Origin of the sequence: Methylomonas sp. LW13 (assembly GCF_016865255.1) — a bacterium.
Classification (GTDB): domain Bacteria; phylum Pseudomonadota; class Gammaproteobacteria; order Methylococcales; family Methylomonadaceae; genus Methylomonas.
Window position 1 is genome coordinate 3,376,508 of record NZ_CP033381.1, and the last position, 19,077, is coordinate 3,395,584.

16 protein-coding genes and 1 tRNA gene are annotated in these 19,077 nt (G+C 51.0%); 3 read left to right on the top strand and 14 right to left on the bottom strand.

The annotated features are described in order from the left end of the window. Nucleotides 1-29: 29 nt before the first annotated feature. The 7 genes from JL719_RS15240 to JL719_RS15270 all read right to left on the bottom strand — a co-directional run bounded on the left by JL719_RS15240 (nt 30) and on the right by JL719_RS15270 (nt 6,678). Nucleotides 30-386: a DUF167 domain-containing protein gene (locus JL719_RS15240; RefSeq protein WP_084153189.1), complete on the bottom strand. Its 357-nt coding sequence runs from the start codon at nt 384-386 to the stop codon at nt 30-32. A 1,325-nt stretch (nt 387-1,711) separates the two neighbouring features. Further along, the gene (locus JL719_RS15245) at nt 1,712-1,942 is read right to left on the bottom strand and encodes a hypothetical protein (protein WP_203531398.1); all 231 of its coding nucleotides are present in this window, start codon (nt 1,940-1,942) and stop codon (nt 1,712-1,714) included. A gap of 95 nt (nt 1,943-2,037) precedes the next feature. Beyond that, the gene (locus JL719_RS15250) at nt 2,038-2,415 is read right to left on the bottom strand and encodes a hypothetical protein (RefSeq protein ID WP_201798998.1); all 378 of its coding nucleotides are present in this window, start codon (nt 2,413-2,415) and stop codon (nt 2,038-2,040) included. Nucleotides 2,416-2,507: 92 nt separating this feature from the next. Beyond that, the gene (locus JL719_RS15255) at nt 2,508-2,723 is read right to left on the bottom strand and encodes a DUF2283 domain-containing protein (protein ID WP_033155182.1); all 216 of its coding nucleotides are present in this window, start codon (nt 2,721-2,723) and stop codon (nt 2,508-2,510) included. Between the two features lie 263 nt (nt 2,724-2,986). After that, nucleotides 2,987-3,676, bottom strand: a complete 690-nt coding sequence (locus tag JL719_RS15260) for a TSCPD domain-containing protein (RefSeq protein ID WP_033155183.1) — start codon at nt 3,674-3,676, stop codon at nt 2,987-2,989. A 120-nt stretch (nt 3,677-3,796) separates the two neighbouring features. Next, nucleotides 3,797-5,947, bottom strand: a complete 2,151-nt coding sequence (locus JL719_RS15265; protein ID WP_033155184.1) for an adenosylcobalamin-dependent ribonucleoside-diphosphate reductase — start codon at nt 5,945-5,947, stop codon at nt 3,797-3,799. A gap of 655 nt (nt 5,948-6,602) precedes the next feature. Then, nucleotides 6,603-6,678 (bottom strand) — tRNA-Val (locus JL719_RS15270). Nucleotides 6,679-7,155: 477 nt separating this feature from the next. Here JL719_RS15270 and JL719_RS15275 point away from each other — a divergent pair. Beyond that, the gene (locus tag JL719_RS15275; protein WP_033155185.1) at nt 7,156-8,193 is read left to right on the top strand and encodes a GGDEF domain-containing protein; all 1,038 of its coding nucleotides are present in this window, start codon (nt 7,156-7,158) and stop codon (nt 8,191-8,193) included. A gap of 13 nt (nt 8,194-8,206) precedes the next feature. On the opposite strand, the gene JL719_RS15280 is transcribed toward JL719_RS15275, so the two are convergent. Further along, nucleotides 8,207-9,436: a dicarboxylate/amino acid:cation symporter gene (locus tag JL719_RS15280; RefSeq protein ID WP_033155186.1), complete on the bottom strand. Its 1,230-nt coding sequence runs from the start codon at nt 9,434-9,436 to the stop codon at nt 8,207-8,209. Nucleotides 9,437-9,601: 165 nt separating this feature from the next. Between JL719_RS15280 and JL719_RS15285 the strand changes: the two genes are divergently transcribed. Further along, on the top strand, nt 9,602-10,096 hold the full coding sequence (locus JL719_RS15285; RefSeq protein WP_033155733.1) for a YchJ family protein: 495 nt from the start codon (nt 9,602-9,604) through the stop codon (nt 10,094-10,096). Nucleotides 10,097-10,123: 27 nt separating this feature from the next. Here the strand turns inward: JL719_RS15285 and trmL are convergent, their stop codons facing one another. The 3 genes from trmL to secA form a co-directional block, all read right to left on the bottom strand. Further along, entirely contained in the window at nt 10,124-10,591 is a 468-nt protein-coding gene (gene trmL, locus JL719_RS15290) for a tRNA (uridine(34)/cytosine(34)/5-carboxymethylaminomethyluridine(34)-2'-O)-methyltransferase TrmL (RefSeq protein ID WP_033155187.1), read from the bottom strand. Between the two features lie 4 nt (nt 10,592-10,595). Continuing rightward, on the bottom strand, nt 10,596-13,100 hold the full coding sequence (locus tag JL719_RS15295) for a glycogen/starch/alpha-glucan phosphorylase (protein WP_033155188.1): 2,505 nt from the start codon (nt 13,098-13,100) through the stop codon (nt 10,596-10,598). 137 nt (nt 13,101-13,237) lie between these two features. Further along, complete coding sequence (gene secA, locus JL719_RS15300; RefSeq protein ID WP_033155189.1) at nt 13,238-15,985, bottom strand: preprotein translocase subunit SecA; 2,748 nt, start codon at nt 15,983-15,985, stop codon at nt 13,238-13,240. A gap of 297 nt (nt 15,986-16,282) precedes the next feature. Between secA and trkA the strand changes: the two genes are divergently transcribed. Continuing rightward, the gene (gene trkA / locus JL719_RS15305; protein WP_033155191.1) at nt 16,283-17,638 is read left to right on the top strand and encodes a Trk system potassium transporter TrkA; all 1,356 of its coding nucleotides are present in this window, start codon (nt 16,283-16,285) and stop codon (nt 17,636-17,638) included. Here the strand turns inward: trkA and JL719_RS15310 are convergent. From JL719_RS15310 to JL719_RS15320, 3 genes are read right to left on the bottom strand one after another with little or no spacing between them, the layout of a single operon-like run. Next, a complete protein-coding gene (locus JL719_RS15310) occupies nt 17,635-18,177 on the bottom strand; it encodes a hypothetical protein (protein ID WP_033155192.1) in 543 nt (180 codons plus the stop codon). The genes trkA and JL719_RS15310 overlap by 4 nt on opposite strands. Then, on the bottom strand, nt 18,164-18,697 hold the full coding sequence (locus tag JL719_RS15315; RefSeq protein WP_033155193.1) for a hypothetical protein: 534 nt from the start codon (nt 18,695-18,697) through the stop codon (nt 18,164-18,166). Before JL719_RS15315 ends, JL719_RS15310 begins: the two co-directional genes overlap by 14 nt. Nucleotides 18,698-18,702: 5 nt before the next feature. Further along, the gene (locus JL719_RS15320; protein WP_033155194.1) at nt 18,703-19,077 is read right to left on the bottom strand and encodes a VOC family protein; all 375 of its coding nucleotides are present in this window, start codon (nt 19,075-19,077) and stop codon (nt 18,703-18,705) included.

Genomic DNA, 19,077 nt, shown 5'->3' on the forward strand with positions numbered 1-19,077 from the left:
GTATAAGATACCGCTATCGCGACGGCTACCTACCCAGCTGATTTACCAATCACCGCCGGCAATTGCTTGGGCGCCTTGATGCGCAGTTGTTTATTGATGTTATAGCGCCCGAACACCACCTCGATATCGCCCGTTGCCACCCCAAACTCTTTGGCTAGAAAGCGCACCATATGATCGGTGGCCTTGCCGCCCACCGGCGCGGCGGTGACGCTAATCTTGAGTTGCCGGCCTTTAGGTTTGCCGATGACATCCTGCTTGGCGGATGGCGTACCGAGCACATTCGGCACCAGCACGTCGCCATCCCAGCCGCAAAACGAATCCATCACCAATCCCTTGCCCGTTTCCTTAGCCCCGCCCTTCGCTTTGATTTTTTTAGGTTTTGCCATGCTGTCGATTAATTCCGGAAAAATGCGTGTTTAAAAATGAATAACCAACGCGGTCTTTGCAAGACGACGCGGAGCGTCTGGGAACGCACACCTTATCGCGTTTCCAAAGGACGCGAAGGCAATCCCCATGAAGCCGAAGGCACATAAAAATGTCACGTAGGCACCCACCCAGCTTTCGAACATACCCTCGCGAATCTCGAAGGCGCATTCAGCGACCTTGACCGCACCTCCAACACATTTGTCCGTGCCCCCACAGCCAGCGAACACACATTCCGGATATTTTTACATACGCCCGGGAAGTTTTTATACCTCTCCCAAGCCATTGAGAGTGCGTCCACGGGATTATTAGATACACACGGGACATCCGGATATACATTAATTAATACAACCGATGCGCTTCACGTTGTTCTGCACATCCTAAAAGGCGACGAGTTACCGCATGCCACGCCGAACATCGGAGATTTCAGCGGAGATAGCGCATAGGCACGATTAGGCCCGAAGCGCGGGCAAGCCCGTCGTTCCCACGCAGCGCATCGGAACGAGGAATTCTTTAAGGGGTTGGTTTACTCCCGTATGCCGCGCCGAGCACCGGAGGTTTTGCCGAGAATGGCCCGCAGGGGAGCGGCAGGGATGCCGCTCGTTTTCGGAGGGGGCAGGAAGCCCCTTCCGAAAACCCTCGGCAAATACCCACAGGGCACAAGAGCGAGGAGCGCAGGAAACAAGCAGCATCCGGGTCGCCTTTTCTTTGGATACTTTCTTTTGGCCACGCACAAATTCGTCTGGAGCGAATTTTTCTGGTTACCACGCAGCGCGGGCAAGCTGCGGGTTCCCACGTAGCACGTGGGAACCAGAAAAAAGGCCGCGTAAGCGGCCACACCTTTTCGCGCGAAGCGCATACCAAATCCCCTATGCCGCGCCGAGCACCGGAGGGTTTGGGCGGATCAGCCCGGCAGGGGCGCGGCGCGCTTTCGGAGGGCTAGGACAGCCCTTCCGAAAACCCCGTTCAAATCCTACGGCGCGCAGGACCAAAGCGGCATCGGGGGGCTTTTTCTTTGGATACTGTCTTTTGGACACGCACAAATTCGTCTGGAACGAATTTGAACAGCCGATAGGCTGGCCCGGAGGGCGAAAACCAGGGATGATTTTCGTAGCAGAAAGTATCGGAGTTGCCGGTCCGCGAACCGGCGTTAAATTAGGCTTCGCGATAGCAAAACAATATTCATACAAGCTTTTAATTCCGCATGGTTACAAAAACCGTGCCCACCTTATCTGGCTTCGATTTAGCTATTCATTTGGATTGACTTAGATAACAGTATCTACGCTGGCTATTTATTCGATTCACTATTCGTTGAACTATTATTTCCTTGTGTGGATTGTACATTTGAACTTTGCATTGGAACTTTACCAGGAGCCATTTGCATTGTCGGGATATCAGCACTTAGTCCGACAATGCTCCCATTTCCAGGAGCAATCATCATATTGGGTATATTAGCGCTATCAAGTGCCAACTTAGTGGATAATGTAGATACTTCTTGTGTTTTTTTCTCATTGCTCATTTCAGGATTCCCATTGATGTTAACTGTTACAAAGAAAATAGTTAGTGAAATAGAAATAATAAATAACAAACCAGTTAAATGGTTTATTATTAAATTTATTTTTTCAAAGTGATTTTTTCTGTCTGCGCACTTATTAAAGCATTAATATAGTAATTTTCAGCAATAGACAATTGTCTATTTATTCCGTAATTACTGATCAAAAATGAAACCAACGAAAAAATTATTGTTAAAAGAAACAGAACCCACGACAATTTTATCGACCACAAATGCCCTGCGAGATCAATAGGAATAATAAGCTTTATTGCCGTAAGAGAAAGACCTAGCGCTGCTGATGACAGAGACAAAATCGCTTTGTCATAATTTTCGGTATTAGACAACTGACGTTTTAATAATTCGGCTCTATAGGCGTCATGAATTTCAATACATCTCTTTTGCTCTTCTTCCGTTCTAACAAATTTCTGAGCTTTAGCCATAACTTGTAACGTATTTAACTAATAGGTTTGGCGAACGCTGAAGTATTTTGACATTCAGCCACTAAAGTCCGTACGGCGGAACCACAAAATCATCATGCCGCCTGCAACTCCCTCAACGGCAAATGCAAAACCGCTAAATTTTGAATATCCGCTTTTTGACTTGCATGTTGAACATCGATCCCCACCAATGCACCGTTTTCGTCGAAATCCAATACCACACCATCACTGACTTCATCCGAATCGACCGAAGGCCTGTCGGCTAAATGAATGTAAAGAGAATCTGTCGCTTCGTCGTAGCTCAATTTCATGGTTTAAATCTCCGGTCGGGAAAGGCGTTGTGGATGGTTATGCCATCGGACAAGGTAACAACACGCAAATACTTATTTAATTCGGATACGAAAAACCAGTGACGAATTCTACCGTCTTCTTGAATTTCGCGGCGAAACGGTTCGGACAATGCAGATTGGCACCATTCGAGTCTCATGTAAGGCCTTTTTTGCAACACATCGTTACGAAAATACTCGGTCGTCGCTATCTCAATCATCGTCGGATTATAACGAACCGCACCAAATTAACCACACTTCGACTCCCCACAATTCAAACAAGTCATACACCCATCCATCAACACCATCGCTTTAGTCGAACATTTCACGCACAACACCGCTTTTTCCGGAAACGCCTGCCCCTCCGTCGTGCCATGTTGCGCTTCAAACTCCCGGCGCTTTTCGTCGACCAATTGCTGGTGGTGATCGCTGAGTTTTTCCGGCTTGATCATGCCGATGTGTTTCATGTGCGATTCGATGGCGTGACCGATCTCAGCCACCAGGGACGGCATGAATACCCCACCTTTTTTGAAATATCCGCCCTGCGGATCGAATACCGCCTTCATTTCTTCCACCAAAAAGGTGGCGTCACCGCCCTTGCGAAACACTGCCGAAATCAAGCGGGTCAGCGCCAGTACCCATTGAAAATGCTCCATGTTTTTGGAGTTGATGAAGATTTCGTAAGGCCGGCGTTCCTGATGCACCGTGCCTTCGTTCAGGATGATGTCGTTGATGGTGATGTACAGGGCGTGCTCGGACTGCGGGGTTTTGATCTTATAGGTGGAACCCAGCAGCATCTCCGGGCGCGCCAGATTTTCGTGCATTTCTTCCAGTGAAGGTTTTGCCAGTTCGGCTTCCGCCTGGGCAGCTGCTTCCAGGTTTTCTTTGGTCAGCACTTTGTAGCCGACGATTTTTTTGTTGATTTTGTGTAGGGTCATGGGTTTTCCGTATTCTGTAGCTTGGGTTTACCGGCCGGGCATAAAAGCGCATGCGTAACCCAAAATTGCCGTCGTGTTGGGTTACGGCTAACGCCTAACCCAACCTACATTTTTTAAAAATCAAAACTTGCCGTAATAGCCTTCTTTCAAAGCATCAAACAAGTTGGCAGCGGTGTGGGTTTCGCCATCGTATTCCACTTCTTCGTTGCCTTTAAATTCCACCACATGGCCGTCTTCCAGGGTGAACTGGTAGGTGGTGTTTTCCAGGTCGGATTCCTTGACCAACACGCCCTGAAACACTTCCGGGTTGAAGCGGAAGGTAGTGCAGCCTTTCAGGCCTTGGTCGTAGGCGTATTCGTAGATGGACTTAAAGTCTTCGTACGGATAATCGGTCGGCACGTTGGCGGTTTTCGAGATGGACGAGTCGATCCAGCGTTGCGCAGCAGCTTGAATATCGACATGCTGTTTGGGGCTGATGTCATCGGCAGCGATGAAATAATCCGGCAATTGCTGAGCCGGATCCTGGCTGTATGGCATGGCTTGCGGGTTGATCAGTTCGCGGTAGGCCAGCAATTCAAAGGAAAACACGTCGATTTTTTCCTTGGACTTTTTGCCTTCGCGGATTACGTTGCGCGAATAATGATGGGCAAAGCTCGGTTCAATACCGTTGCTGGCGTTGTTGGCCAGCGACAGTGAGATGGTGCCGGTCGGCGCGATCGAACTGTGGTGGGTAAAGCGGCAGCCAACTTCCGCCAGTTCCGCGACCAATTCCGGCAGTTCCTGCGCGACTTTTTGCATGTAGCGGCTGTATTTGGCGTGCAAAACTTTACCGGGCACTTGGTCGCCCAGTTTGTAACCGTCCGCCGTCATTTCCGGGCGTTTGTGCAGCATTTCGCCGGTGACGGTGAATAACTGCTCCATGATAGGTGCCGGGCCCTTTTCTTTTGCGAGCTCCAGGCCGGCTTTCCAGCCTTCCAAAGCCAACTCTTTGGTGACTTGTTCGGTAAATACCAGAGACTCTTCGTTGCCGTATTTCATGCCCAACATAGTAATGGTGGAACCCAAGCCTAAATAGCCCATGCCGTGGCGGCGTTTGCCAATGATTTCTTCGCGCTGTTTTTCCAAAGGCAGGCCGTTGATCTCGACGACGTTATCCAGCATCCGGGTAAAGATACGAATAGTTTTACGATAAGCTTCCCAATCGAAGCGGGCTTCTTTGGAGAATGGTTTATCGATGAAGCGGGTCAGGTTGATCGAGCCCAGCAAGCAACTGCCGTAAGGCGGCAGCGGTTGTTCGCCGCAAGGGTTGGTGGCGCGGATGTGCTCACAAAACCAGTTGTTGTTCATCTCGTTGACTTTGTCGATCAAGATAAATCCCGGTTCGGCGTAATCGTAAGTGGAGGACATGATGATGTCCCACAAGCGGCGGGCCGGCATGACTTTGGTAATGCGGCAAGCCACCAAGCCGGCCTCGTTGACCACATAGCCTTTTTTATTGGGCAGATCGCGCCAAACGATTTTGTCGGTATCGGTTAAATCCAGTTTATCGGCATTGGCTTCGCGTTCGGTAACCGGGAAAGACAGCGGCCATTGGCCGTTGCTTTTAACGGCTTCGACGAATTCGCTGGTAATCAGCAGCGACAAATTGAACTGGCGCAAGCGGCCGTCTTCACGCTTGGCGCGGATAAAGTCCACCACGTCCGGATGGGCGACGTCGAAGGTAGCCATTTGCGCGCCACGGCGGCCGCCGGCCGACGATACGGTGAAACACATCTTGTCGTAAATATCCATGAACGACAACGGGCCGGAGGTATAGGCGCCGGCGCCTGATACATAAGCGTCTCGCGGCCGTAATGTCGAAAATTCGTAACCGATGCCGCAACCGGCTTTCAGGGTCAGACCGGCTTCGTGAACCTTGTGCAAAATGTCGTCCATCGAATCTTCAATGATGCCGGATACGGTGCAGTTGATGGTGGAGGTGGCCGGTTTATGATCCAAAGCGCCGGCGTTGGAGGTGATGCGACCGGCCGGGATCACGCCTTTCCGCAAGGCCCACAGAAATTCTTTGTAGTGTTTTTCTTGCAGCGCCTTGGTTTTCTCCACACTAGACAGGGCCTTGGCGACGCGCTTATAGGTGTCATCAATGGTTTCGTCAATCGCTTTGCCATCCTTGGTTTTTAAGCGGTATTTGCTGTCCCAAATATCCAGGGAAGCACTTTGCAGCGGGATTTCGGTGGCGTCTTGTGTCACAACATGAAGTTTTGCGGTCATTCGTGGATTCCCTTTTCTAGTTGAATGGTTATAGGCCTATCTTGCCGCTCCGGCACGGCTAAGATGTTGATGTTTATTGGATTAAAACCGAAAACAATACAGTCCGGCGATATACTGCATATAGTGTCTATGTTGAAATTCTAGCACAACATATTGTGTTGTCAGCGGGAAATTTTTACTAAATAGCCGCACTTGCGTGCTTTGTTTTTTAACTCAAGGAGTTAGCGGCGGCATTTAATTTCAATTTCCTAATTAGATGGCCTAGCCATAAGATTTCGAATTGAGCGGATGGTTTACTCAGGCGCGGGAGGAGTCGAGGTTGCCGTATCAACCGATTATTCCCGGAATGCGGACGCGCCTAACAACAGCGGACCGCCACTGCATTTGGTGTTTATCGTGGGGATTGAAAATGGCGTTAATAAGACAGACAGTTCTGGTGTTGCGCTCGGCCTGGGCCAGTCAAAGGGCTGGAAGTAATGGAGAGTTCGCTAAACCGCAAAGCTAACAATGGCAAGGCAAAACCCAGCTTGCCATTTTGCCGAAAATAGGAATCCGTTGCGACGATGGCGTAGCGCTTGCCTTAGGAGTATTGATTGGGACGCTTGAGATTACCGAATAGAATCGTGGGAGATTCTACATTTAACCTCCGATAGTCTGGTGGGTGCTGAGGGGTTCGAACCCCCGACCCTCGCCTTGTAAGGGCGATGCTCTCCCAGCTGAGCTAAGCACCCGACTAAAGGACGCGCATTCTATCCAAAACTGGAGCTGCTGCAAAATGTTTTGTTAACTTTGCGATGCAAATACTCGTGCCACACGTGCAGTTGCCAAGAGTTTGCATTCTCCGGACAGCCATTAGAAAAACAGCCGGTACACGCAAACCATTTCTAGAAAAAAATTACACTGATAAACTCACCCCCTCAAAACCGGCCCCTACACACAAACCGCAAACACTGTGTGCGTCAGCTTATTTTCCGGATGTATTGAAAAATCCCGGTTTTAAGTTACCTTTATGTAGGCTTATGACTACGTAAAATGAAAGCCTGGAGGCTCATAGTGTTTCAAGCACAATTATCCAAGTTACCTTAAGACACGTTCTACTAAGCGCTAAACCCGGCGCATTGATACGGAACAATCGAAAGCAGTGACTGGGTTAACAATCCCGGCGCGAGCAGTACTTAAACCGTTATACGTTTATCGACAAAAATCTGATGAGTAAAGGCACCACTTACATACCGATTTACGATTTCTCGCCGAGCGTTAACGCCGGCCATCTAAAACAAATCCTGCCATTATTGATGCGTCATAACGTTGCTGCCAATCCCATCAACTACGCTATTTGGTACGACTATGTGGCCGGCGGAAACCCGAGCTTAAACAAAGCAGTCGACTCGTTGCTCGCCGAAAACAAGGCCTTCGATTACGACAACAGCGTCGAGCTTTACAAATCACACATTTGTAATGCGTCTTTGGAATCTTTCGAGCAAATCAACCGGCAACTGCACAAAGTCATCGAGCAAGCCACTAGCGCGATCAACGAAACTTACAACAAGGCCGAAGAGACCAACGACAGCTTTCAGAAAAAATCAGTCATCTTGGAAACTTTCTCCGCTTCAGACGGCTTGAAAACCATCTTGGAAGAAATCATTCAGGAAACCAAAGCGCTGGCGATGACCAGTCAGGCCATGCAAACCAAGCTGACCGAAGCCAACCAAGAAATGGAGCAATTGCGCACCGAGCTGGCTCAAGCCAGACAAATCGCTACCACCGACGGTTTAACCGGCTTGTTGAATCGGCGCGCGTTCGACATGACCTTGGCAGAAATCATCGAACAATCCGCACCCGATACCGCGTGCCTGTCGATGCTGGACATAGACCATTTCAAACGCATTAACGACACTTACGGCCACACTATCGGCGACAATGTCATTAAATATGTAGCGAATTTAATGAAGAAACACGCCGAGGAACATCATCACGTTGCGCGTTACGGCGGTGAGGAACTGGCGATTATCATGCCCAACACCAGCCACGAAAAGGCGGTAGAAATCTCCGAAAATATTCGCACCGCGATGGCAGCCAGCCGCTTGCAACGCAAAAACGACAACCAGTCGCTGGGCAAAATCACCTTGTCGATAGGCGTTGCCAGATTGCAATCCGGCGATAATCCGGAAAGCTTTATCGTCCGCGCAGATAACGCCTTGTATAAAGCCAAGCAAAGCGGCCGCAATCGGGTAATCCATTCATAAACCGCAGAAAAAACTAGCGATCCGTCAAGCGCTGTACCACTATGCAACCCACCATATCGCCCTCGACGTTGACCATGGTCCGCACCGTATCCAGTATGCGGTCTATGGGTAACAGTATCGTAATGGCTTCGGTCGGGAGACCAACCGATTGCAACACCATCATCATGGTCACCATGCCGGCGCTGGGGATGCCCGGCGCGCCCATGGCGGCGATCATCGTGGTAAAACACACGATCAATTGTTGCGCCAAATCCAGCTCTATGCCGGCTAAATTCGCGACAAATAACGCAGCGGCAGCTTCGTAGAGCGCGGTGCCGTCCATATTGACCGTGGCACCCAGCGGCACCACGAAACCGGCAATACCGGGTTTGACGTGCAAATGCTGTTCAACGCAACGCAAGGTGACGGGCAATGTGGCAGAGCTGGAACTGGTGGCAAATGCGGTGATTAAGGCTTCCCTGGCGCCCAGGAAAAACTTCAGCGGCGAAACCTTGGCAACTATACCTAACAACAAAGGCAACACGACCAAGCCATGCAGCATGGTGGTGCCAATGACCACCGCGACAAATTCCGCCAAACTGCTTAACAAGGCCATATTTTGCGTCGCCAGCAACTGCGCCAGCAAAGCCATGATGCCGAACGGGGCCAGCCGCATAATCCAGCCGACCAAGCGCAGCATTAACTCCAAGCCTTCCTGCAATAGCAGCAAGATATTGCGGTAACGATCCCCTCCCACTACCAAAGCAATCCCCAACAACAGTGCAAACATCACGATGGGCAGGATATTGGCCTGCGCTAGTGCGGCAAACGGGTTAACGAATAAGCCATGCAGGAAGCTGGCTACAAATTGCGCAAAGCTCATTTGCTTGGCGGCGAAGTTGGGAACAGCGTTATTGAATAAGTCTAGATTCAAACCTTTTCCGGGCTCGAATATATTTGCCGCCGCCACGCCCAGCAGGATAGCCAGAGCCATAGAAACCATAAAAAAAACCAAGGTAGACAGCCAGACTTGATGCAATTGGCCGTGCATGCGCAAATTTGCCACCCCAACCGCAATGGAGGTAAACACCAAAGGCACCAACACCATTTTCAACAAATCCATGAATAAAGTACTCAATAGACCGCAAACGTAAATACCTTGTTTGCTGAGCGCGGCGTCCGGTCCCAACTTGGCGAATCCCATGCCCAACGCTACGCCGAATACGGCACCCAGAAAAATTTGTGTGTTTAATGCGACTTTCAATCCGGCCTCCTGAAAATACGCTGATCGTAAAACCCCAAAGCTTAGAGATTTATCATAACAAGCCCAGCCCCCATCATCTAAAAGCGCTGTCAGTGCGCGGATACGTTCCGCCGAGAGCGGCTAAGATTGGCTTTTGGCTTGTCTATTTCGGTAAAATCCGCCGTTATGACGACAATCACCGACCCACTAGAAACCTGTTTATGCGGCTCCGGCCTCGATTATGCCGATTGCTGCGGCCGCTATCACAGCGGAGAACACAATCCACCGACTGCGGAAGCCTTGATGCGCTCGCGTTTTAGTGCCTATGCCCGGCGCGATGTGGACTATTTATTGAATACTTGGGATACCAGCAAACGGCCGGCAGCCATCGACTTTTCCAAGGAAACCGCGCAATGGCAAAAACTGGCGATAGCCAGCACTAAAAAAGGCAGCGCCCACGACAGCAAGGGCATTGTCGAGTTTAAGGCTTTTTACCGACAAGACGGCGAAGACTATTTCATGCACGAAATCAGTCGCTTCGTTAAATCCAATTCCCGTTGGCTTTATCTGGACGGCGTCATCAAAGCCGCAGGCAAAGTTGCGGCAAGTACGGATACCGGCAAAAACGCGCCTTGTCCGTGCGGCAGCGGCAAGAAATTTAAACGTTGCTGCGGCCGCTGAAAACCGGCCCGCTAAACCGTCATCAAGTCAGCGCGCCGCATCCACAAAATTCAATTGCTTCCAGGCTTCATAAAGCACTATCGCCACGGTATTGGAGAGATTAAGACTGCGGCTTTCCTTACGCATCGGCAAATACAGTTGCAGCGCGGTCGAATGTTGACTGAGAAATCCGGCCGGTAAGCCACGGGTTTCCGGACCGAATAACAAGGCATCTCCCGCTTTGTATCGCACCTCACTGTAACCGGTGTGGCCTTTGGTGGTTAAAGCAAATAAACGTTGGGGCTTGGCTTTTTCGACGTAATCGTGCAGGGAACCGTACTGGCGGATGTTCACCCATTCATGATAATCCAGCCCGGCGCGACGCAGACGTTTGTCGTCCAGATCAAAGCCCAAGGGCTGGATTAAATGCAGATGCGCACCGGTATTAGCGCATAAACGGATGATATTGCCGGTATTGGCCGGTATTTCCGGCTCGAACAAGACAATATCCAGCATTGTTTCAGTATTTTTCCACGTCCACCGGCGACAGCTTCCAAATCTCGCGGTTGTATTCGCTAATCGTTCTATCGGTGGAAAACTTACCGCTGGCCGCGGTGTTGAGAATACTCATTTTGGTCCAGCGCTCTTGATCACGCCAAGTTTGCTCGACGCGCTTCTGTGCTTCCAGATAGCTGCGGAAATCGGCGATAGTCATCCAAGGATCGTGCGGACTTTTAATCGAAGCAATGATGTCGTCGAAAATCCCCGGCTCAAACTGATTGAAATGCCCGCATTCCAGCAAGCGCATCGCGCCTTGTAAATCGCTGTCCTGATTGATGAACCATTGTGGATCGTAATGCGGCCGCATCGCCTCCACTTCGGTTTCGGTCAAGCCGAACAGGAAGAAATTGTCGGCACCGACCTCTTCACGAATTTCGATGTTGGCACCGTCCAAGGTACCGATGGTCAGCGCGCCGTTCATCATAAATTTCATATTCCCGGTACCGGACGCTTCCTTGCCGGCAGTCGAAATTTGTTCCGACAAATCCGCGCCCGGACAGATTTTTTCCATCGCCGATACGCAGTAATTGGGCATAAACACCAATCTCAGCTTGTTGCCTACTTCCGGATCTTCATTAATGACATTGCCGACATTGTTTATCAGCTTGATGATTTTTTTCGCCATGACATAGCCAGGGGCCGCCTTGCCGCCGATCAAGACGCAACGATCCACCCAGTTTTGCGTATCGCCACGTTTAATCCGATCATAGAGATGAATCACATGCAGCACATTCAAAATTTGCCGCTTGTATTCGTGGATACGTTTAACCTGCACATCAAACAAAGCATCGACATTGATTTCAATGTCATGTTCTTCTTTTTTGTAGTCAACCAAACGTTGTTTACTGGCCCGATTCAAGTCGTACCATTTTTGCCTGAACGCCGCGTCCTCGGCATAAGGCGCTAATTTGGACAGCTGAGACAGGTCGGTAATCCAGCCGTCACCAATAGTTGCGGTGATAAACTCAGCCAATTCCGGATTACAGCCGGCCAGCCAGCGTCTAGGGGTCACACCGTTAGTTTTGTTATTAAATTTTTGCGGCCAGAGCTCATAAAAATCTTTAAACAAGCCTTCCTGCAACAGCTTGGAATGCAGCTCGGCGACACCGTTGACAGAAAAACTGCCGACGATAGCCAAAAATGCCATCCGCACCTGTTTTTGATAACCCTCTTCGATGATGGACATCCGCGCCATGCGGGGATTGTCGCCAGGCCAACGCGCCGACACTTCAGCCATGAAGTGTGCGTTGATTTCAAAAATAATTTCCATCAAGCGCGGCAGCAAATGCTGCATCAGATTAACCGACCATTTTTCCAAGGCCTCGGGCAACAAGGTATGATTGGTGTAGGCCATCGTTTGCCGCGTGATGTTCCAGGCTTCTTTCCAAGGTAAACCGTGAATATCCATCAACAAGCGCATCAGCTCGGCCACCGCGATGCTGGGATGGGTGTCGTTGAGCTGAAAGCAGTTTTTCTCGGCAAATTTACTGAAATTATTACCGTGGCGCCCCACCCAGTTGGCGATGACGTCCTGCAAACTCGCGGAGGCCAACAGATATTGCTGTTGCAGGCGCAAGGCTTTGCCGTTTTCGTTGGCATCGTTGGGATACAACACCATCGTAATGTTTTCAGCGGTGTTTTTCTCGGCCACGGCTTCGGCGTAATCACCGGCATTGAATTCCTGCAAATTGAATTCTTCCGTGGCGATGGCTTTCCACAAGCGCAGAGTATTGACCGTACCGTTTTTATAGCCAGGCACCGGCGTGTCGTAAGGCATGGCAATCACATCATGGGTATCCAACCAACTGGTGCGCTTGTTGCCTTTTTCATCGATGTGGGTTTGGGTGTGGCCGCCGAATTTGATGCGGTGCATGTATTCCGGACGTTCTATTTCCCAGACATTGCCCATCCGCAACCAATGATCGGGTTTCTCGACCTGCTCACCATTGACGATTTGTTGCGAAAACATGCCGTATTCATAACGCAAACCGTAGCCCGTGACCGGTAGTTGCAAGGTGGCACAACTATCGATGAAACATGCCGCCAAGCGTCCCAAGCCGCCATTACCCAAACCTGCGTCCGGCTCGCTCTCGATGAGTTCCTCGGCTTCCAAACCCAAATCATACAAGGCTTGCGTGACAATATCGTCAACCCCGAGATTCAACATGGCGTTGCTCAAAGAACGCCCCATCAAAAATTCCATAGACAGATAGAAGGCTTTTTTACAATCGGAGTCGCGATAGACGTTGTAGGTTTTCTTCCAGCGTTCGACCAAACGGTCGCTGATCGCCAAAGACAAGGCTTCGTAGGCGTAATGCGGAGAACGGCAATTTTCATCGCGCCCGAGCCGATGACTGTAGTAGTGTTTGAAGTCGGCGATGAAATGCTTTTTTTCCATGCCCAACTTGGGGAGCTTGGTAATATCGGCGGCGGGATTACTCTTATTAAAGACTCTATGCGGCATAGTACTTACCCTTGAGGACAGTGAAAATTAAAGGCCGTGGGCCGCTGATTTTGCAAGGCTGAAAGCGATGCCAAAGGCCCTCTAAATCAAATTGTCGGGCAGCCGCGACGCCCGGTTTGGGGCGCCGCGGTTAAACATTAGTTCAACTTGCCGTGGCATTGCTTGTACTTTTTACCGGAACCGCAGGGGCATGGGTCGTTACGGCCCACTTTGTTGCCGAGTCTGACAAAAGGCTGCTCCGCGTTCTCCGGGTCTGAGTCTGGCTGAGCTGCTGGTGCCACGGGCTCTTCTTCAAAAATGGAGTGGGCTTCCGCGTGTTCGTAGTGCATTTCCAGCGGTGCTTGGCGTTGTTCGTCGATCGCCTGCACGTCTTCTTCTCGCGCCACTTGTACCTTGGCGAGTATACCCACCACTTCCTGCTTGATATGCGTCAACAGGCCGGTAAACATTTGGAACGACTCGCGCTTGTATTCCTGCTTGGGGTCTTTTTGCGCATAGCCTCTGAAATGAATACCTTGGCGCAATTGGTCCATCGCCGCCAGATGTTCTTTCCAGCTATTATCCAGCACTTGCAACATCACGGATTTCTCGAAATGCCTTAGCACTTGCACACCTACGGCCTCTTCACGGGCGCGGCTTTCTTGCTCGGCTTTTTCGATAATCAGCCGGCGCAATTTCGCTTCATTCAGGGTACGGTCGTGCTCCAGCATTTCCACTAGCGGCATCTGCAGATTAAATTCTTGCTGCAAATGGGTTTCCAATCCACGCACATCCCATTGCTCTTCCATGGTTTTCGGCGGAATGTATTCGGTGATGACGTCGTTCAACACGTCAGCACGAATCGCGTTGATAATGTCGTTGATGTCTTCGGCAGCCATCAACTCATTGCGCTGCGCGTAAATAACCTTGCGCTGATCGTTGGCGACGTCGTCGTAAGCCAAAATTTCTTTGCGAATATCAAAGTTACGATTCTCGACTTTGCGTTGCGCGCTTTCGATGGAACGAGTCACCCAAGGATGCTCAATCGCTTCGCCTTCTTCCATACCCAGTTTTTGCATCAAGCTGGCGACGCGCTCGGACGCGAAAATCCGCATCAAATCGTCTTCCAGCGACAGATAAAAACGGGTCGAACCCGGATCGCCCTGCCGACCGGAACGGCCACGCAATTGGTTGTCGATCCGCCGCGACTCGTGGCGTTCCGAGCCGATCACATGCAGACCGCCGCTTGCCAAGACTTTTTCATGTCTTTCCTGCCAAGTAGCACGCACCCGCTCTTTATCGGCTTCGCTGGCATCCGGTCCCAAGGCAGCCAGTTCGGCATTCAGATTGCCACCCAACACGATGTCGGTACCGCGACCGGCCATATTCGTAGCAATCGTGACGGCGCCCGGCATACCGGCATTTTCGATAATGTGGGCTTCGCGCTCGTGCTGCTTGGCATTCAAGACTTCATGGCGGATGTTTTGTTGTTGCAGCATCCGGGAAATCAATTCAGAGTTTTCGATCGACGTCGTACCCACCAACACCGGTTGGCCGCGCTGCACGCAATCTTTGATGTCTTCGATGACAGCCTTGTATTTTTCCCGCGCGGACAGATAAACCAAATCGCCCTTATCTTTACGAATCATCGGTCTGTGGGTAGGAATAACCACCACTTCCAGGCCGTAGATTTTGTTCAACTCAAACGCTTCGGTATCCGCAGTACCGGTCATACCGGATAATTTGTTGTAAAGACGGAAATAATTCTGGAAGGTAATCGAAGCCAGCGTTTGGTTTTCGTTTTGAATAGTCACGTTTTCCTTGGCTTCCATCGCTTGATGCAAACCCTCGGACCAACGCCGGCCGCTCATCATCCGGCCGGTAAATTCGTCGACGATGATAACCTGACCGTCCTTCACTACATAATCCACGTCTTTTTGGAAAAGTACGTGAGCTCTCAGCGATGCGTTCAAATAGTGCATCAAGCGGATATTGGCGGCTTCGTATAGTGTGGAGCCGTCGGCTATCAAGCCGTGCTCCGCCAACAACCGCTCAACGTGCTCATAGCCGGCTTCGGTCAGATGAATCTGCCGCGATTTTTCGTCCACCGCATAATCGCCGGGCATTTGATCCTGTTTTTCCGGGTCGTCGGCTTTTTCCTGTTTGGTCAGGTAGGGAATGATTTGATTGGTCTTCAGGTAAATATCGGTACTGCCTTCCGCCTGGCCGGAGATGATCAACGGCGTTCTGGCTTCGTCGATCAAAATAGAGTCAACCTCGTCGACGATGGCAAAATTCAGATCGCGCTGGACTTTTTGTTCCAGGCTGAAGGCCATGTTGTCACGCAGGTAATCGAAACCAAATTCGTTGTTGGTGCCGTAGGTAATATCCGCTGCATAGGCAACCTGGCGTTGCTCGTGCGTCAAATCGCTGACGATGACACCGGTGGTCAAGCCCAGGAAACCGTATAATTTGCCCATCCATTCCGCGTCGCGGCGGGCCAAGTAATCATTGACGGTAACGACATGCACGCCTTTACCGGGCAAGGCATTCAAGTAGGCGGCCAAGGTCGCCATCAGGGTTTTACCCTCACCGGTTTTCATCTCGGCTATCTTGCCACTGTGCAAGACCATGCCGCCAATCAACTGCACGTCGAAATGCCGCATGCCAAATACACGGGTCGAGGCTTCCCGCACAGCGGCAAAGGCTTCTGGGAGTAAATTGTCTAAGTTTTCGCCTTGGGCCAGGCGGTCGCGAAATTCCTGCGTCTTGGCTTGTAACGCCGCATCGGATAATTTTTCGTATTCGGCGGCCAGAGCATTGACTTTCTTGACTAGCTTGCGTTTCTTCTTGACCAGCCTGTCGTTGCGGCTGCCAACTACCAATTTAACCAGCTTACCCAGCATGATATTTCCAGAGTGAGAGTGAACCAAAGTTTGCGATTATAAACGGTATGGGGCGGCTGTGACCAGAAAACAAGCCCGGCAAGCTGAGACTATTCACCAGCCTGTTTTTGTAAATCGGCTATTTAAAACAGGATTTTTGCTTGGCAGCCGCAGCCTAACTGCATCATCCGGCGATTTCCATCGCCGCAAAGTTAGCACTCGCTGGAACATGGACAAGCCTATCGATCAGCGTATAATTCGCCGGCTTCGGCCCTTGTGGCGGCAAGCATTCGACATCATTACTGGCTTTAACAATTTATGAAAATAGTGATTCTCGGTGCCGGTGTGACCGGCTCTTCGGTTGCCGGCGCATTGGCCAGTGAAGAAAACGATATTGTCGTTATCGATAAAAATGCCCACTTGCTCACCGCATTAAAAGGCCGCCTGGATATAGCCACCGTCGAAGGTAACGCGGCCCATCCCAGCGTGCTGGAACAAGCCGGAATTCAGGACGCCGACATGGTGATTGCCGTTACCGACCGCGACGAGACCAATATGCTGGCCTGTCAGGTGATCAACACCCTGTATAGCAAACCCAAAACCATCGCCCGAGTGCGCGCCATCGATTTTCTCAACCATCCGGAATTATTTGCCCCGGGCGGTATTGATATTGTCATCAGCCCTGAGCAGGTTGTCACCGAATCCATCCACAACCTGATCAAATACCCCGGCGCGCTGCATGTGTCCGAGTTTGCCGACGGCTTGGTCAGGCTGTTTTCGATTCGCGTGGTACCGACCGGCTTTCTGACCGGCAAACGCATCCACGCCGTCAAAGAAAAACTGGCCGACAGCATGATCCGGGTCGCGGCGATTTTCCGCGACGGCAAAGCCATCGCGGTAAACGGCGAGGCGGTGATTGCTACCGGCGACGAAGTATTCTTTGTCTGCCCACGCGATAAGGTTCGTAAAACCCTGGTGGATCTGCATAAACTGGAATCGCCGATCAAAACCATTATGCTGGCCGGCGGCGGCCACGTCGGCAAGCGGCTGGCCATTGCCTTGGAAAAAAACTACCACGTCAAAGTCATCGAACAAGACATCGAGCGCGCGCGGGAGATATCTAACGATTTGCGTAACACCTTAATTCTACACGGCGACTGTACAGACGAATCGCTACTGCAGGAAGAAATGATCGAAGACATTGATTTGTTCTGCGCGATTACCAATAACGACGGCATCAACCTGATTGCCGCCGGCCTGGCGAAAAAACTCGGCGCCAAAAAGGCGATCTGCCTGATCAACAATAATTCTTACCTAAAATTATTGGACGGCACCGAAATCGATCTGGCGATTCAACCGAAACTGGAAACCTTGGGCGGCATCCTCAAACACGTGCGTAAAGGCGACGTGGTCGGCGTCAGCTCGGTATGCGGCGGCAGTGCGGAAGCGATCGAAGCGATTGCTCACCGCAGCAAGAACTCCAGCTCCGTGGTGGGCTTAAGGGTAGATCAGGTCAACTTACCGGACGGCGTCATATTAGGCGCGCTGATTCGCGAAAAAGAAGTGATTCCGGTGCATCACGACACCGTATTCGCGGAAGGCGATCACGTGGTGATGTTTGCGTTGAACAAGAAAATGGTTAGAGACATTGAAGGCTATTTCCAGCCCATCTAGTCCGCCAAATCCGCATCGATAAAAGCCAGTGCCCGTTGCGGCAAACCGTCGTTTCCCTCGCCTTGCAAAGAAGCCTGGCTGTCTTCATGCACCGCTGTCATGAACTGCAACAACTGCATTTCAATCTTCATTTTTTCCTGCGGTTCTTGGGCATCCCACATCCGATTCAATAACTGCTTGGCGTGATGGTGAATCGTGAACGCCACCGCTTCCGGCAGATGCGCGTAACTGGTGCGCAAAGACTCCTTCAGCTTATCCAGTGATTGCAGATATTGCTGATAGTCTTTTAAATCCTGCTGACATTGGGTTTTCACCATCGCCAGCTCATTGCTATTGCGAGCTTTGTTGACGGCCAACTCGTGCGCCAATTGCTGCGACTGTTTTTTCAGTTGCGCCACCAAGGCCTGTTCCGCCAGCGCCTTGGTTTGCCGCAGTTCGGCGACATCTTCGTGCCTGGATAAATGCCATTGCAGATTGTCGTCGCGACTGCGCCGCAAAAACGCCAGCGCTTCGCCCAGCCAACTGCTAATCGACGACATGCAGTTGGTGGCGTAAAGCCAGCATGGCCGCAGCATCGGCTTGTTTACGATAGGTACGCAAGGCTTTGCGCAGATTTTTATATCGAGTGGCTGGCAATTGCGCCCGCACCGCTTGCAATTCATCGCTAATTACCGCGAATAAGGCCCTGGCCTGTTTGCGGTTATCGGCTACCATCAATCGTTGCCGCTTGAATCTGCTCAGATAACTCAACTGCCGGCATTCCGCAGCCTGGCGCCGCTCAATATTTTGCCGACGAATCTGCAAAGACAACAGCTGCCGTACCGCCGCCGATTCGCGACTGAAATACCCGCGCAGCTCACGGTAAACCGCTTTAAATAAGGTCATCACGCCCAGCAAAGCCAGCAGGCCCAAAGCCAGTAACATCACTTTACTGGCCAACAGATAAAACAGCCCCATCAACAAAACCAAGCCAAACTGCAAACACACAAACCCCAGCACAAACAGCAGCATCGCCAGGCTGCCTATCAGTAGTCCGCCGAAAAAAAGCCGTCCGAACATGACTCTCAAGGCCGCTCGATAAACTCCAGCGCATTGCCGTCTCTATCCCGGCAAAACAGCGCCTTGCGGCCGGAGATACTCAGCGTGTAAGCCGTACCGGCCCGCTCCAGATCTTCGCGTAGAGCATCAACGGAATCAATATGCATCGCCACATGCCGATCACGGCCGCCATGCGCCGGCCTGCCGGTGGTGGGATCGGGATTTTCCAATTCCAACAAATGAATTTGCTGCGCACCAATTTGCAGCCAGGCGCCTGGGAACGGTAGATTCGGCCGTTCGGTCTGCTCCATTCCCAACACATCGCGGTAAAAAAGCAGCGATTGCTCGGTATCGGAGACGATCAAACTGGCGTGATGTATCGTGAAATTATGTTTGGACAT